The organism is Klebsiella sp. GL120222-02 (genome assembly GCF_003097195.1).
GTDB classification, from domain to species: Bacteria; Pseudomonadota; Gammaproteobacteria; order Enterobacterales; family Enterobacteriaceae; genus Klebsiella; species Klebsiella variicola.
This window is the reverse complement of record NZ_QEQO01000002.1, coordinates 127,292-143,671: the sequence shown is the minus strand read 5'-3', so window position 1 is coordinate 143,671 and position 16,380 is coordinate 127,292. Positions and strand designations below refer to the sequence as shown.

At 55.8% G+C, this 16,380-nt stretch carries 11 protein-coding genes, 7 tRNA genes and 1 pseudogene; 14 read left to right on the top strand and 5 right to left on the bottom strand.

Translation table 11 applies throughout. The annotated features are described in order from the left end of the window. Positions 1-39: 39 nt before the first annotated feature. Both chiQ and chiP read right to left on the bottom strand, forming a co-directional pair. Positions 40-372: a ChiQ/YbfN family lipoprotein gene (chiQ, locus tag N438_RS05925; protein ID WP_008805659.1), complete on the bottom strand. Its 333-nt coding sequence runs from the start codon at positions 370-372 to the stop codon at positions 40-42. A 47-nt stretch (positions 373-419) separates the two neighbouring features. Beyond that, positions 420-1,823 (bottom strand): chitoporin, encoded by a 1,404-nt coding sequence (chiP, locus tag N438_RS05920; protein WP_008805658.1) that lies wholly within the window; start codon positions 1,821-1,823, stop codon positions 420-422. A gap of 74 nt (positions 1,824-1,897) precedes the next feature. Between chiP and N438_RS05915 the strand changes: the two are divergent. Further along, a pseudogene (locus N438_RS05915) lies at positions 1,898-2,206 on the top strand (methionine synthase). Between the two features lie 53 nt (positions 2,207-2,259). On the opposite strand, the gene glnS reads toward N438_RS05915, so the two are convergent. Continuing rightward, the gene (gene glnS / locus N438_RS05910) at positions 2,260-3,927 is read right to left on the bottom strand and encodes a glutamine--tRNA ligase (RefSeq protein ID WP_012542445.1); all 1,668 of its coding nucleotides are present in this window, start codon (positions 3,925-3,927) and stop codon (positions 2,260-2,262) included. 178 nt (positions 3,928-4,105) lie between these two features. Continuing rightward, positions 4,106-6,061 (bottom strand): PTS N-acetyl glucosamine transporter subunit IIABC, encoded by a 1,956-nt coding sequence (gene nagE / locus N438_RS05905; protein WP_004147599.1) that lies wholly within the window; start codon positions 6,059-6,061, stop codon positions 4,106-4,108. A gap of 315 nt (positions 6,062-6,376) precedes the next feature. On the opposite strand from nagE, the gene nagB reads away from it, so the two are divergent. The 12 genes from nagB (at position 6,377) to N438_RS05835 (ending at position 13,479) form a co-directional block, all read left to right on the top strand. Beyond that, positions 6,377-7,177, top strand: a complete 801-nt coding sequence (nagB, locus tag N438_RS05895) for a glucosamine-6-phosphate deaminase (protein WP_012542446.1) — start codon at positions 6,377-6,379, stop codon at positions 7,175-7,177. A gap of 113 nt (positions 7,178-7,290) precedes the next feature. Beyond that, positions 7,291-8,439 (top strand): N-acetylglucosamine-6-phosphate deacetylase, encoded by a 1,149-nt coding sequence (gene nagA, locus N438_RS05890; protein WP_012542447.1) that lies wholly within the window; start codon positions 7,291-7,293, stop codon positions 8,437-8,439. 8 nt (positions 8,440-8,447) lie between these two features. Then, positions 8,448-9,668, top strand: a complete 1,221-nt coding sequence (locus N438_RS05885; protein ID WP_008805654.1) for an N-acetylglucosamine repressor — start codon at positions 8,448-8,450, stop codon at positions 9,666-9,668. A gap of 128 nt (positions 9,669-9,796) precedes the next feature. Continuing rightward, the gene (locus N438_RS05880; RefSeq protein ID WP_022065694.1) at positions 9,797-10,549 is read left to right on the top strand and encodes an HAD-IIA family hydrolase; all 753 of its coding nucleotides are present in this window, start codon (positions 9,797-9,799) and stop codon (positions 10,547-10,549) included. A 278-nt stretch (positions 10,550-10,827) separates the two neighbouring features. Next, a complete protein-coding gene (gene asnB, locus N438_RS05875) occupies positions 10,828-12,492 on the top strand; it encodes an asparagine synthase B (RefSeq protein WP_008805652.1) in 1,665 nt (554 codons plus the stop codon). A 237-nt stretch (positions 12,493-12,729) separates the two neighbouring features. Beyond that, positions 12,730-12,806, top strand: a tRNA-Met gene (locus N438_RS05865). A gap of 8 nt (positions 12,807-12,814) precedes the next feature. After that, positions 12,815-12,899, top strand: a tRNA-Leu gene (locus N438_RS05860). 23 nt (positions 12,900-12,922) lie between these two features. Next, a tRNA-Gln gene (locus tag N438_RS05855) sits at positions 12,923-12,997 on the top strand. 36 nt (positions 12,998-13,033) lie between these two features. Further along, positions 13,034-13,108 (top strand) — tRNA-Gln (locus tag N438_RS05850). Positions 13,109-13,131: 23 nt separating this feature from the next. Continuing rightward, a tRNA-Met gene (locus N438_RS05845) sits at positions 13,132-13,208 on the top strand. Between the two features lie 46 nt (positions 13,209-13,254). After that, positions 13,255-13,329, top strand: a tRNA-Gln gene (locus N438_RS05840). A 75-nt stretch (positions 13,330-13,404) separates the two neighbouring features. Then, a tRNA-Gln gene (locus N438_RS05835) sits at positions 13,405-13,479 on the top strand. Positions 13,480-13,598: 119 nt separating this feature from the next. On the opposite strand, the gene ubiF is transcribed toward N438_RS05835, so the two are convergent. Continuing rightward, positions 13,599-14,774, bottom strand: coding sequence for a 3-demethoxyubiquinol 3-hydroxylase (ubiF, locus tag N438_RS05830; RefSeq protein WP_116696176.1), 1,176 nt, complete (start codon positions 14,772-14,774; stop codon positions 13,599-13,601). A 179-nt stretch (positions 14,775-14,953) separates the two neighbouring features. Between ubiF and miaB the strand changes: the two genes are divergently transcribed. Continuing rightward, positions 14,954-16,378: a tRNA (N6-isopentenyl adenosine(37)-C2)-methylthiotransferase MiaB gene (miaB, locus tag N438_RS05825; RefSeq protein WP_012542448.1), complete on the top strand. Its 1,425-nt coding sequence runs from the start codon at positions 14,954-14,956 to the stop codon at positions 16,376-16,378. The last annotated feature ends 2 nt before the right edge of the window (positions 16,379-16,380 follow it).

Below are 16,380 nucleotides of genomic sequence, written 5' to 3'. Positions count from 1 at the left end.
GCGGAGGTATGCTCCGCCCGTTTGCCGCTAACGTCTGATTTAATGGGTCGTATTATTGCTGCGGATCTCCTTCCAGATCTGGTCGCAGCGCGCTTTCACCGCCTGATCGTTGCCGGTGCGGGTGGCCTGAATACACTGTTGGTAATCCAGGACGCGAACGCTCTCCTGATTGGCAAATTGCTGGTGCTGTTTATCCTCTTTCAGTACATTCAGTACGCTCTGACAGGCTTCAATCTTGTCCGGATTCCCCTCCGCCGTATTAATACAGGCGCTATAGGCATCTTTGAGTTTAGTGTCTTCTTTCGGTGCCGGCGACGTGGCGCAGGCCACCAGACCCGAGGCCATCATGGCAATAAGCAGCATTTTTTTCATTGTCGTTCTCCCAGAGGTGCGGCAGGCTCACGCCCGCCGCGCAGGCATCAGAAAATAGTGAATGGGGCGATAACCATGAACTTCACGTCGCGCTCATCCTGGAAGATGTTGCCGTAGCCGCCGCTCCAGCTCGGAATATCGGAATGGTTGTCGTACTGGGTAAAGTGCAGTTTGAACAGGGTGCCCTTCGCCCGACCTTCCTGCACGGTATACAACGCATCCAGGCTGTAAGCCGATTCTTTCAGGCGATAGTCAGGGTCATAGTACGCATCCGGAGAGGACATTCTTCCCGGCTTCGCATCCCAGGCGTAGACATAAGACGCGCCAAACGCCCAGCCAGGCATATCCCAGTTTTTCATGTCATACATCGCGCCGAAGAAGACCGCTTTTTCGCCGTTGGCGTTAAAGTCGGAGCGGTTATCCCACCAGATATCGAGCCGACCGTTGGAAGAGGCATAGGTCGGCGTCATACGCTGCAGGAAGTAGCCCTGCTGGCCATCGGCCTTCACCCAGGTGCCTTCCAGACGCAGATCCAGCACATCCGCCACTTTATAGCCGAAGGTTAACGCCTGCAGCCATGCGGTGCCGTCATAGATGTCATTGACCCCGCCGTTGCTGACCTTATCGCGGGTGCCGTAGAACTGGTAGCTGGTGCTCAGCGGCGCGCCGGCGACGTCAAACTTGTAGCTGGCTTTAGCAAAGTACTGATCGATATAGCCCTGAGCCTGACCAAATGCCGCCTCCAGCACCAGGTCGTTTTTGAAATCATATTTGGCGCCGACGGAGTGGAGATAATCAACTTTGGTTTTCTTGTCGTTCTGATAGAAATCGTCCATCTCGATATGCCATGGCGCTTTATACTCGTTCGTCCACATATAGGAAAAACTTAACGCGCCCGCCGTGCCATAGTCGAAGTTAGCCCCGGCCTCCGCCCCCTGATAGGTACCTGGCATAAAGCTCCAGTGCGGGGCCAGCAGAGTCTGGCCGGTTGGCTGGATATAGCCCGCGCGCGCCCACGCCGGACCGTATTTGAATTTCGCGGCGGCTTTATACAGGCTGATACCGCTCTTATCGCCGGAGTAGTCTTCGTCATAGGCTTTGTTGCGCGATGAGAAGGCAATTTCGTTCGGGTGGCCGCTATCGCCGTTCTCGGCCATTTCAATCGCGGTAAATGCAGCAATATCAAGGCCAAACATATCGGCAGCATAGCCGGACTGGAAGTCCAGGTTAGCGTTCCAGGTGGAGTGGGAAAGGTTGGTTTTATATTTGTCGCCGTCGGTGACATCTTTACGGTCACGCTCACGCTGCCAGTAATAGATACCGCCGGTTAAGGTTGAATCATCGATAAAGCCTGCTGCGCTGGCCTGCGGAACCACAACCCAGCCCGACATCGCGGTGACGGCGGCAATAGCCAGCGCCAGCGTACTACGTTTGCCACTAAACGTACGCATGTGCATATCCTCTTTGACGTTTTAAAAGGCGAAGACCAACGGTCATTCGCTAAAAAAATAAATAAAACTGCAAAATGTGGGGCGGTGAAAAAGGCCGCGAAACCACTGTAGATAGACTATTTTTCGTGACGCGAATTATCAATGTTTTTCGTGAGGCAAAGCTTAAGATTATGACAAAGCGCACATAATTTATGTCTTTTTGTTACAGTCTTATCCCTGATAATTTTGTCATGGAAGTCATTGCAAAATCAGGGAAAAATAGAAGAACTGAAAGCGATTACATTGGTTTTTTGTATATGACAGGAAACATCAGAAGCGCTATTTATTACCGCGCAGTAACAGGATTAATTCGCATCGCGAAAATGAAAAGTTTAATTGGCTGATTCTGAAACAAAAAAAAGCGCCGCAAGGTGCGACGCTTTTACGGGAGGGAAATTTATTCGCCGACTTTCGCCCAGGTATCACGCAGCCCGACGGTGCGGTTGAACACCAGACTGGAGGCGTTTGCATAGCGACTGTCGAGGCAGAAGTAACCTTCACGCTCAAACTGGTAAGCTTTGCCTGCTTCGGCCTGCGCCAGGCTCGGCTCCGCATATCCCTGCTTAATCACCAGCGAATCCGGGTTGATTACCGCGAGGAAATCTTCCTCCGCCCCCGGGTTTGGTACGCTGAACAGGCGATCGTAGAGACGGATCTCCACCGGCAGCGCATGCGCCGCACTCACCCAGTGGATCACGCCTTTGACCTTGCGACCGTCGGCCGGATCTTTACTCAGGGTATCGGCATCGTAGGTGCAGAAAATAGTGGTGATATTGCCTTCGGCATCTTTCTCCACGCGTTCCGCTTTGATCACGTAGGCGTTGCGCAGACGCACTTCTTTACCCAGCACCAGACGCTTGTACTGTTTGTTGGCTTCTTCACGGAAGTCCGCGCGATCGATCCAGATTTCGGCGCTGAACGGCACTTCACGACTGCCCATTTCCGGCTTGTTCGGATGGTTCGGCATCGCCACCATTTCGCTTTCGCCCTGCGGATAGTTCTCGATAACCAGTTTCACCGGATCGATCACCGCCATCGCGCGCGGGGCGTTTTCATTCAGATCTTCACGAATGCAGGACTCCAGCGATGCCATCTCGATGGTGTTGTCCTGCTTGGTCACGCCGATGCGCTTGCAGAACTCGCGGATGGATTCAGCGGTGTAGCCACGGCGACGCAGACCAGAGATGGTCGGCATACGCGGATCGTCCCAGCCTTCCACGTGCTTCTCGGTCACCAGTTGGTTCAGCTTACGCTTGGACATCACGGTGTATTCGAGATTCAGGCGCGAGAATTCGTACTGACGTGGATGCACCGGAATGCTGATGTTGTCCAGCACCCAGTCGTACAGGCGGCGGTTGTCCTGGAACTCCAGGGTACACAGCGAGTGGGTGATGCCTTCCAGCGCATCGCTGATGCAGTGGGTGAAGTCATACATCGGGTAGATGCACCACTTGTTGCCGGTCTGATGATGCTCAGCGAACTTAATGCGGTACAGCACCGGATCGCGCATCACGATGAACGGCGATGCCATATCGATCTTCGCGCGCAGGCAGGCTTTACCCTCTTCGAAGCCGCCGCTGCGCATTTTTTCAAACAGCGCCAGGTTTTCTTCCACGCTGCGGTCGCGATACGGGCTGTTTTTACCCGGCGCTTTCAGGGTGCCGCGGTATTCGCGAATTTCATCTGGAGAGAGTTCATCAACATAGGCCAGACCTTTGTTGATCAGCTCAACCGCATACTGATGCAGCTGATCAAAGTAATCAGACGAGTAGCAAACGTCCCCGGACCAGTGGAAACCTAACCACTGCACGTCGTTTTTAATCGACTCCACGTATTCGATATCTTCTTTCACCGGGTTGGTGTCATCGAAACGCAGGTTGCATTGACCCTGATAATCCTGCGCGATGCCGAAGTTCAGGCAGATGGATTTCGCATGGCCAATGTGCAGATAACCGTTCGGCTCCGGCGGGAAGCGTGTGTGAACGGTGGTATGTTTACCGGTAGCCAGATCTTCATCAATGATCTGACGGATAAAGTTAGTCGGGCGGGCTTCTGCCTCACTCATCACGGGTTCCTCAAAGCGTAAACAACGTATAACGGCACATGATCTTACAAGCAGGACGTAGTGACAACTATTAGTTACGTAAAATAGGTATCAGAAGAGGATTATGGGGCCGATTGCTGGAAAAAAAAGCGGCGAAGGTTTCCCTTCGCCGCTGAGGCATAAACTCGACTCAGGAGCCTTACTTGCCTTTAATCTCATACAGCGGCGTCTGGCCGGCAACGACCTTACCGCTCGCCAGTATCACCAGCGCGCTGTAGTCATCGCTATTGCTGCAGACGACCGGGCTAATCATTGAGCGCGCGTTGGCGTTGAGGAAGTCCAGATCCATTTCCAGGATCGGCTCACCGGCCTTCACGTCCGTGCCCTCTTCAACCAAACGTTTGAAGCCCTTGCCTTCCAGCGCCACGGTGTCGATCCCCATGTGGACGACGATTTCCGCGCCGTTGTTGGTTTCGAGGCAGAACGCGTGGTTAGTGTTGAAAATTTTCACCACAGTACCCGCCGCTGGCGCGACAACGATGTTGCTGGTCGGTTTCACCGCGATACCGTCGCCGACGGCTTTGCTGGCGAAGGCTTCGTCCGGCACCTGTTCGAGCGCCACCACGTCACCGGTAATCGGCGAAACCAGCGACTCAACGGTCTTCGCATTCGCTACCGCCTGCGGTTTAGCCGCTGGCGCTGCGGTGGCGACATTGCCAGCCGGTGCAGCTGCTGCTGCCGCTACCGGGCCGCGGGTAACCACTTTTTTCATCTCATCGCCGATAGATTCTGCTTTCGCACCGACGATAACCTGGATGGTTTGCTTATTCAGTTTCACCACCCCGGACGCGCCGAGACGTTTACAGGCCGCGTCGTTCACTTTCGCCGAATCGCCCACGGTCAGACGCAGACGGGTGATACAGGCGTCAATGGCTTTCAGGTTGTCGGTTCCGCCCACCGCGGCGATATAGCTGGTCGCCAGCTGGGTCAGGCCCTCTTCAGTGTTGCTGTTGGCTTCTTCCGTTACCACGTCAGCGGCTTTGTCTTCACGACCCGGCGTTTTCAGGTTGAACATGCGGATCACCGCGCTGAACAGCAGGAAGTAGACGAAGAAGAACACCACGCCCATCACCAGCAGCATCCAGACGTTTTTGCTGGCCGCAGGCAGGCTGTACATCAGCACATAGTCAATTGCACCTGCGGAGAAGGAGAAGCCCGCATGGATACCCAGCGCCGTTGCGATGAACAGGCTGATACCGGTCAGCACTGCATGCAGGAGGTACAGCAGCGGAGCCAGGAACATGAACAGGAATTCCAGCGGCTCGGTTACCCCTGTCAGGAACGCGGTGATGGCTACGGACAGCAGCATACCGCCGACCATCGGACGACGCGCTTTCGGCGCCGCCAGATACATCGCCAGCGCCGCACCCGGCAGACCAAACATCATGATCGGGAAGAAGCCGGACATGAACATCCCCGCGGTGCCGTCGCCGGCGTAGAAGCGGTTGATGTCGCCGTGGAACACAGCGCCAGCAGCGTTAGTGAACTCACCAATCTGGAACCAGGCGATGGTGTTCAGCACCTGATGCAGACCGGTTGGGATCAGCAGACGGTTGATGAAACCAAAGATACCGGAACCGAGCGCCCCTGCGGAGACGATCCATTCGCCACCAGAGTGGATAGCGTGCTGCACCGGCGGCCAGACGTAGCCGAAGATCGCGGCGAGGATCAGACAGAAGAAGCCGGTGGCGATCGGCACGAAGCGTTTGCCGCCGAAGAAACTCAGGAAGTCCGGCAGCTTGATGCCGGCCCAGCGGTTGTACACCGCCCCTGCCACCAGACCGGTAATGATACCGGCCAGCACGCCCATGTTAATTTCCGGGTTGATGGTGACCATCGCTTTGGTCATCACGAAATACCCTACTGCGCCGGCCAGCGCCGCAGAACCCGCGTTATCCTTGGACCAGCTTGATGCCACACCAATTGCGAAGATCAGCGCCAGATTATCGAAGATCGCCCCACCCGCTTGCGCGATGAAGGGTACATTCAACAGGTCTGGTTGCCCGAAACGCAGCAGCAATGCCGCGACCGGCAGCACTGCGATAGGGAGCTGCAACGCCCTACCCAGTCGCTGAAAGAAACCTAAAATATTCATCTTATTCCCCCTATGAGACCCCGATGAGGCTCATTTTCAAAGCCACTTTTTTATTGTGTAACAAGGTCGGTTTTATCACTTACCGGCAAAGTGTGTGAAAAATTAATTCGTATCGCAAATTAAACGGGTATTTTTTGTGATAATTATCACCAAATATCGTATTCCCTCCTCCCTTTCACTGGCTAACATCGAAAACTTATTTTATCATTCAAAAAATCAACACGGATTGACCCCGGTCGGCGCAGTTGCTGCAATACTCTCCTCAGAGTGCTGGCGCCAATCCGCCAGAATCTACTTTAACTATAGAGGTGAAGAATGAGACTGATCCCCCTGGTAACCGCTGAGCAGGTCGGTAAATGGGCTGCCCGCCACATCGTTAACCGTATTAATGCATTCAAACCGACCGCGGACCGCCCGTTCGTGCTGGGTCTGCCTACCGGTGGCACTCCGCTGACCGCCTACAAAGCGCTGGTTGAAATGCATAAAGCAGGCCAGGTTAGCTTCAAACACGTCGTCACCTTTAATATGGATGAATATGTCGGCCTGCCAAAAGAGCATCCGGAAAGCTATCATAGCTTCATGCACCGTAATTTCTTTGACCACGTTGATATTCCGGCAGAAAATATCAACCTGCTGAATGGTAACGCGCCGGACATCGATGCGGAATGCCGTCGCTATGAAGAAAAAATTCGTTCCTACGGTAAAATCCACCTGTTCATGGGCGGTGTAGGCAACGATGGTCACATCGCGTTCAACGAACCGGCCTCTTCTCTGGCGTCCCGCACCCGTATTAAGACCCTGACCCATGACACCCGTGTGGCGAACTCCCGCTTCTTCGATGGTGATGTGGATCTGGTGCCGAAATACGCGTTGACCGTGGGCGTAGGCACCCTGCTGGATGCAGAAGAAGTGATGATTCTGGTGCTGGGTCATCAGAAAGCGCTGGCGCTGCAGGCGGCGGTAGAAGGTAACGTCAACCATATGTGGACCATTACCTGCCTGCAGCTGCATCCGAAGGCGGTGATTGTCTGCGACGAGCCGTCCACCATGGAGCTGAAAGTGAAAACCCTGAAATATTTCAACGAATTAGAAGCTGAAAATATTAAAGGTCTGTAATGTAGTCGTGTCCCGCCACTTGCGCGGGACCCTCTTTTTCTTTGTATGCATCATCATGCCGGCGGCAAACGAACGATCGCTGACCTGATGGGGCGTATATACCGGGGGTCGTAATGTATGCATTAACCCAGGGCCGGGTTTATACCGGTCATGAAATTCTCGATGACCATGCGGTTGTTATCGCCGATGGCCTAATCGAACGTCTCTGTCCGCTGGCGGATTTGCCGTCTGACATGGAGCAGCGCTCGGTCAACGGCGCAATAATTGCCCCCGGTTTTATCGACGTTCAGCTCAATGGCTGCGGCGGCGTGCAGTTTAACGACAGCCCAGAGGCGGTCACCGTTGAAACGCTGGAGATCATGCAGAAGGCGAACGAACGTTCAGGCTGCACCAGCTTCCTGCCGACGCTGATTACCTCCAGTGACGATCTGATGAAGCAAGGTATCCGCGTCATGCGCGAATACCTGCAAAAACACCCGAATCAGGCGCTGGGTCTGCATCTTGAAGGGCCGTGGCTGAATATCGTCAAGAAAGGCACCCACAACCCGGACTACGTGCGTAAACCGGACGCCGCGCTGGTCGATTTCCTCTGCGATAACGCCGATGTGATCACCAAGGTGACCCTCGCCCCTGAGCGCGTTGAGCCGGAAGTGATCCGCAAGCTGGTTGCCGCCGGGATCGTCGTCTCCGCCGGCCACTCCAACGCCACGCTGAAAGAGGCGAAAGTCGGCTTCCGCGCCGGCATTACCTTCGCCACTCACCTGTATAACGCGATGCCGTATATTACCGGACGCGAACCGGGTCTGGCCGGGGCGATTTTTGACGAGCCGGATGTCTACTGCGGTATTATTGTCGACGGGATGCATGTCGATTATGCCAACGTACGTAACGCCAAGCGCCTGAAAGGCGACAAACTGTGCCTGGTCACCGACGCCACCGCGCCGGCGGGGGCGAATATTGACCAGTTCATTTTTGCCGGGAAAACAATATACTACCGCAATGGACTGTGCGTAGATGAAAACGGCACGCTCAGCGGCTCCTCCCTGACCATGATTGAAGGGGTGCGTAATCTGGTGGAGCATTGCGGCGTGGCACTGGACGAAGTATTGCGGATGGCGACGCTCTATCCCGCGCGCGCTATCGGTGTGGACAAGCAGCTCGGCAGCATTGCGCCGGGCATGGTCGCTAACCTGACCGCCTTTACACGCGATTATAAAATCACCAAGACCATCGTTAATGGTAACGAGGTCGTCACTGAGTAAGTAAAAGTATGACAGCAGGCGGACAAGCTCAAATTGGTAACGTTGACCTCGTAAAACAACTGAACAGCGCGGCCGTGTACCGCCTGATTGACCAGCATGGGCCTATCTCGCGCATTCAGATAGCCGAACAAAGCCAGCTTGCCCCTGCCAGCGTGACCAAAATCACGCGTCAGCTTATTGAGCGCGGCCTGATCAAAGAAGTCGATCAGCAGGCCTCCACCGGAGGCCGCCGCGCTATCTCTATCATCGCAGAAACCCGCAACTTCAACGCCATCGGCGTGCGGCTTGGCCGCTATGACGCCACTCTGACCCTGTATGATTTAAGCAGCAAGACCCTGGAAGAGGAACATTTTCCCCTGCCCGAGCGCACCCAGGAAACGCTGGAACACGCCCTGCTGAATATCATCGCCACCTTTATCGAAAACTGTCAGCGCAAAATTCGCGAGCTGATCGCCATCTCGGTGATCCTGCCAGGCCTCGTCGACCCGGAAAGCGGCGTGATCCGCTATATGCCGCATATTGCGGTGGAAAACTGGGGCCTGGTCGGGGCGCTGGAAAAACGCTTCAACGTCACCTGCTATGTCGGGCACGACATCCGCAGCCTGGCGCTGGCCGAGCACTATTTCGGTGCAAGTCAGGACTGCGAAGACTCCATCCTGGTGCGCGTGCACCGCGGTACCGGCGCGGGCATCATCTCTAACGGGCGCATTTTTATTGGCCGGAACGGCAACGTCGGCGAAATTGGCCACATTCAGGTCGATCCGCTGGGCGAGCGCTGCCACTGCGGCAACTTCGGCTGTCTGGAGACCGTCGCGGCCAATGCCGCCATCGAACAGCGGGTTCGCCACCTGCTTGAGCAGGGCTACCAGAGCCGTCTGACGCCGGATGACTGCACGATCAAAACTATCTGCAAAGCGGCCAACAAGGGCGATGCCCTGGCCTGCGAGGTGATTGAGTACGTGGGGCGTCACCTCGGGAAAACGATCGCCATCGCGATTAACCTGTTCAACCCACAAAAAATCGTTGTCGCCGGCGAAATAGTGGAAGCTGAAAAGGTCCTTCTTCCGGCCATCGAAGGCTGCATTAACGCCCAGGCGCTGAAAGCGTTTCGCAAGAACCTGCCGGTGGTGCGTTCTACCCTCGACCATCGCTCAGCGATTGGCGCCTTCGCGCTGGTCAAACGCGCTATGCTCAATGGCACGCTGCTGCAGCGCTTGCTTGAGAGCTAATCGCCCCTTTATTGATAGCGCGAAACGATCCGCATCACCCTGTCGCTGGTGGGTATGGTCCACCAGCGATGTGAAACCTCATCGATGACGAGTATAGTTTCGTCTTTGTTAATGATTCTGGACCCACCATGACCATTCAAAACATAATTTGTGATATTGACGGCGTGCTGATGCACGATAACGTCGCCGTTCCCGGCGCTGCCGAGTTTATCAAACGCATCCTCGATAAAGGCATGCCGCTGGTAATGCTGACCAACTACCCGTCGCAAACCGGCCAGGATTTGGCCAACCGTTTCGCCACCGCCGGCATCGACGTGCCAGATACCGCGTTTTACACCTCGGCGATGGCCACCGCCGATTTCCTGCGCCGCCAGGAAGGCAAGAAAGCCTATGTGGTGGGTGAAGGGGCGCTGATCCACGAACTATACAAAGCCGGCTTTACCATCACCGATGTGAACCCGGATTTTGTCATCGTCGGGGAAACCCGTTCATTCAACTGGGAGATGATGCATAAGGCCGCCTTCTTCGTTGCCAACGGCGCCCGCTTCATTGCTACCAACCCGGATACGCACGGTCGCGGCTTCTACCCGGCCTGTGGCGCGCTGTGCGCCGGGATCGAGAAGATCTCCGGCCGTAAGCCGTTTTACGTCGGTAAACCCAGCCCGTGGATCATCCGTTCAGCGCTGAACAAAATGCAGGCTCACTCCGAGCAGACAGTGATCGTCGGCGATAACCTGCGCACTGACATTCTGGCTGGCTTCCAGGCGGGGCTGGAGACTATTCTGGTGCTCTCCGGCGTCTCCACCCTCGATGACATCGACAGCATGCCGTTTCGCCCGTCGTGGATTTACCCTTCCGTCGCGGAAATCGATATTTTCTGATGCCAACCACGTCGCAGGACGTGGTTTTTCATTTATAGCGCCTGCCAAAAGTCATCCATCTAATAAAAACGGCCTATAAATGCGTATTCCTCAATAAAGTCGCTCAAAAGATACTCTTTTTTTACTGTTCAACAATCACAGTTGCGTTTTTTCTTTTTCAGGCCGCAAAACCCTTGCGCCAGCGCCCCCTTTACGGCATTTTCTTAAGCACGCACTCAGGCTTCGCCACGAGACGAAGCCAGCACAACATCAAACACGACAGGGTAATGGAGAAGGCTATGTGTTCTATTTTTGGCGTACTGGATATTAAAACTGACGCAGGCGAGCTGCGTAAAAAGGCGCTGGAGCTTTCCCGCCTGATGCGCCATCGCGGTCCGGACTGGTCTGGCGTGTATGCCAGCGACAAAGCGATTCTGGCGCACGAGCGCCTGTCTATTGTCGACGTCAACGCCGGTGCCCAGCCGCTGTACAACGCCGAAAAAACCCATGCGCTGGCCGTTAACGGCGAGATCTACAACCATCAGGCGCTGCGCGCGGAGTATGGCGATCGCTATCAGTTCCAGACCGGCTCTGACTGCGAAGTGATCCTCGCGCTGTATCAGGAAAAAGGCCCTGAGTTCCTCGACGACCTGCAGGGGATGTTCGCCTTCGCCCTGTACGACAGCGAGAAAGACGCGTACTTAATTGGTCGCGACCATATCGGTATTATTCCGCTGTATATGGGCCATGACGAACACGGCAACTTCTATGTCGCCTCCGAAATGAAAGCGCTGGTGCCGGTATGCCGCACCATTAAAGAGTTCCCGGCGGGCAGCTACCTGTGGAGCAAAGACGGCGAAATTCGCCAGTACTATCAGCGTGACTGGTTCGATTACGACGCGGTGAAAGACAACGTTACCGATAAGAACGAGCTGCGCCAGGCGCTGGAAGAGTCGGTGAAAAGCCACCTGATGTCCGACGTGCCTTACGGCGTGCTGCTCTCCGGCGGTCTTGATTCATCGGTCATCTCGGCTATCACCAAGAAATTCGCCGCCCGTCGCGTCGAAGATCAGGAGCGTAGCGAAGCCTGGTGGCCGCAGTTGCACTCTTTCGCGGTCGGTCTGGAAGGCTCTCCTGACCTGAAAGCGGCGCAGGAAGTGGCCAACCACCTCGGCACCGTACACCACGAAATTCACTTTACGGTCCAGGAAGGGCTGGATGCGATCCGCGACGTTATCTATCACATCGAAACGTATGACGTGACCACCATTCGCGCCTCGACGCCGATGTACCTGATGTCGCGTAAAATTAAAGCCATGGGCATCAAAATGGTGCTTTCCGGCGAAGGTTCGGACGAAGTGTTCGGCGGCTACCTCTATTTCCATAAGGCGCCGAACGCCAAAGAACTGCACGAAGAGACGGTGCGCAAGCTGCAGGCGCTGCATATGTTTGACTGCGCCCGCGCCAACAAAGCGATGTCCGCCTGGGGCGTGGAAGCCCGCGTGCCGTTCCTCGACAAGAAGTTCCTCGACGTGGCGATGCGCATCAACCCGCAGGATAAGATGTGCGGCAACGGCAAAATGGAAAAACACGTGCTGCGTGAATGCTTTGAATCCTACCTGCCGGCCAGCGTTGCCTGGCGGCAGAAAGAGCAGTTCTCTGACGGTGTCGGCTACAGCTGGATCGATACGCTGAAAGAAGTGGCCGCGAAGCAGATCAGCGATCAGCAGCTGGAAACGGCGAGCTTCCGTTTCCCGTACAACACGCCGACCTCCAAAGAAGGCTATCTGTACCGCGAGATCTTCGAAGAGCTGTTCCCGCTGCCGAGCGCGGCGGAGTGTGTCCCTGGCGGTCCGTCGGTGGCCTGCTCTTCAGCGAAAGCCATTGAGTGGGATGAAGCGTTCAAGACCATGAACGATCCATCAGGCCGTGCGGTGGGCGTCCACCAGTCTGCCTACAAATAAGCCCTGACGGGCGGTGAAACGCGAAACGGACCCTCCGGGGTCCGTTTTCTTTTTGCAGGATTTATGCCGCTGAAAAACGATAAATAACCAATAATTGCCGAATATTGCAGCGAGCTGTTCGCAACCTAACCAAACAGTCACATTACAACGATTTTCCTTGAAAAAGAGGTTGACGCTCGCAGGCCCAATACGCATAATGCGCCCCGCAACGCCGATAAGGTTACGCGAAAAAAAGATGGCTACGTAGCTCAGCTGGTTAGAGCACATCACTCATAATGATGGGGTCACAGGTTCGAATCCCGTCGTAGCCACCATCTTTTTTGCGGGAGTGGCGAAATTGGTAGACGCACCAGATTTAGGTTCTGGCGCCGCAAGGTGTGCGAGTTCAAGTCTCGCCTCCCGCACCATTCACCAGTTAGCGTTGTACGGATGGGGTATCGCCAAGCGGTAAGGCACCGGTTTTTGATACCGGCATTCCCTGGTTCGAATCCAGGTACCCCAGCCATATTTCTTCGATATTTGCGGTTCACCGCGACGGTATTGGGGTATCGCCAAGCGGTAAGGCACCGGTTTTTGATACCGGCATTCCCTGGTTCGAATCCAGGTACCCCAGCCATCGAAGAAACAGTAAGACAATTTGGCTACGTAGCTCAGCTGGTTAGAGCACATCACTCATAATGATGGGGTCACAGGTTCGAATCCCGTCGTAGCCACCATATTCAGGACGTATCGATACGCATCGATAATTCCGAAACAATTTGTTGGGGTATCGCCAAGCGGTAAGGCACCGGATTCTGATTCCGGCATTCCGAGGTTCGAATCCTCGTACCCCAGCCAAATTAAAAAGTCGTTCAGCAGTGAACGCACTGTTGCCCTCAACCGGGGTAGTTACGGTAAAGCGCAACAGACAATTGGGGTATCGCCAAGCGGTAAGGCACCGGATTCTGATTCCGGCATTCCGAGGTTCGAATCCTCGTACCCCAGCCACTTAAATGCAAAAAAGCTCACTTCGGTGAGCTTTTTTGCTATTGGCGTCCTGACACGCTTACGCAGTACTGACTGCCGGGCAGGCGCTCTCCACTACGCCCCTGCCCGGGAAGCCGGTTTTACAAGCCTAAGGCATACTTCAGCGCCTGACGCTTCAACACCCCGGCGCGTTCAGCCGCCATCAGGCCAATATTACGCAGCATCCGCACCGGCGCCAGGTCATTGCTGAAACCGGCATAAAACAGATCCATCCCCGACTGCATGATAAAATTATCCGCTCGCCGCCGCGCCTGGTAGCGCTTCAGCACCGGCAGGCTGGCCCAGTCTTCGCCCCGGCCGCGCGCTTGCGCCAGGATCTCCAGCAGGGCATCCACATCGCGGTAGCCAAGGTTAACCCCCTGCCCCGCCAGCGGATGAATGGTATGCGCCGCATCGCCCACCAGCGCCAGGCCGGGCTGGACATACTGCAGTGCATGACGCCGGGTGAGCGGAAAAGCGCCGGCCGCCTGCGGCGTCACACGACCCAGCCGCGCCGGAAAGTGACTGGCGATCTCCTGCTGGAGTTGCGCCATAGTCATGCCCTGCAGCTGACGGATCCGCGCCGGCGTGTCGTACCAGACCAGCGAGGCCCAGTGGTCGAACAGCGGCAGGAAGGCGCGCGGCCCGCTGGGGGTAAACTGCTGCCAGGTGCTGTCGCCGGGATCGTCGGCGCATTCGACGCTGATCAGCATACAAGACTGATGATACTGCCAGGCGTGTACGCCGATGCCGGCCATCTCCCGCACCTGAGAATTGGCGCCGTCGGCGCCGATCACCAGCCGGGCGTGGATCGCCTCTCCCTCGCGTAAATGCAGCACGGTATGCGCCTCGCCGCGCTGCATCGCCTCCAGTTCGCTACCAACGCGCAGGGTGACCCCTTCATGCGCCGCCAGCGCTTGCCAGAGGCCCCATTGCAGGACCTTGTTCTCGACCATGTAGCCCAGCTCCGGCAGTTTGAGCTCAGCGGCGTCAAAGGCGACGTGCGCGCTCTCCCACTCCCAGGTCTCCAGACGACGATAAGCGTGGACGCGCATCGCCCGTACGGCATCCCAGACGCCGAGGCTCTTCAGCAGGCCGACCGAAGCTGCGCTGATAGCCGAGATCCGCACATCCGGGGCGGATGCCGGATCGAAAGCCGGAGGCGCCGTTTTCTCAAGCACCGTCACGGTAAATCCCTGTTGCGCCAGCCCCAACGCCAGGGCGCCGCCGACCATGCCGCCGCCCACGATGGCGACATCTGTTGCGTGAATTGTCATGGCTATTATCCTTAAAGCAGAATCCGTTAAGTTTACCGGATTTTTTGTTCCCTTGCGGTGATAACGCTCGCACTGGTCAGGGGGCGACCAAAGCATTACAATACGCGCCCTGGAAAGCGAAATTCACCCTGTATATATCCCCGCGTTTTGGATATCTATTACTGAGCATGAGCAAGTCAATGACAAAAAAACTCCATATTAAAACCTGGGGCTGTCAGATGAACGAGTATGATTCATCAAAGATGGCCGATCTGCTGGATGCGACACATGGGTATCAACTGACCGAAGTGGCGGAAGAAGCAGATGTGCTGTTGCTCAATACCTGCTCAATTCGTGAGAAGGCCCAGGAAAAAGTTTTCCATCAGCTCGGACGCTGGAAGCTGCTGAAAGAGAAAAACCCGGACCTGATTATTGGCGTTGGCGGCTGCGTGGCCTCCCAGGAAGGCGACCATATTCGTCAGCGCGCACACTATGTCGATATTATTTTCGGGCCGCAAACCCTGCACCGCCTGCCGGAGATGATTAACGCCGTGCGCGGCAACCGCAGCCCGGTGGTGGATATCAGCTTCCCGGAAATTGAAAAATTCGATCGCCTGCCAGAGCCGCGCGCCGACGGCCCGACCGCCTTTGTTTCGATTATGGAAGGCTGCAACAAATACTGTACCTACTGCGTGGTGCCGTACACCCGCGGAGAAGAGGTCAGCCGTCCGTGCGACGATATCCTGTTTGAAATCGCCCAGCTGGCGGCGCAGGGCGTGCGTGAGGTCAATCTGCTGGGCCAGAACGTTAACGCCTGGCGCGGTGAGAATTACGACGGCACCACCGGTAGCTTTGCCGATCTGCTGCGTCTGGTCGCCGCCATCGACGGCATCGATCGTATTCGCTTCACCACCAGCCACCCGATCGAATTTACCGACGATATCATCGAGGTCTATCGCGATACGCCGGAACTGGTGAGCTTCCTGCACCTGCCGGTGCAGAGCGGTTCTGACCGGGTTCTGAATCTGATGGGACGCACCCATACCGCGCTGGAGTACAAAGCGATTATTCGCAAGCTGCGTGAGGCGCGCCCGGATATTCAGATAAGCTCTGACTTTATTGTCGGCTTCCCCGGCGAAACCACAGACGATTTCGAAAAGACGATGAAGCTTATCGCCGACGTCAATTTCGATATGAGCTACAGCTTTATCTTCTCCGCTCGTCCGGGCACCCCGGCGGCCGATATGGTCGATGACGTGCCGGAGGAGGATAAAAAGCAGCGTCTGTATATTCTGCAGGAGCGAATCAACCAGCAGGCGATGGCCTGGAGTCGTCGCATGCTCGGCACGGTACAGCGCATTCTGGTGGAAGGCACGTCGCGTAAGAGCCTGATGGAGCTTTCCGGGCGCACCGAGAACAACCGCGTGGTCAACTTCGAAGGTACGCCGGATATGGTCGGTAAATTCGTCGATGTTGAAATCGTCGATGTTTACACCAACTCGCTGCGCGGCAAAATCGTGCGTACCGAGGCGGAGATGGGTCTGCGTATCGCTGAATCACCTGAATCAGTGATTGCCCGCACCCGTAAAGAGAACGATCTTGGCGTGGGTATCTATCAGCCGTGATC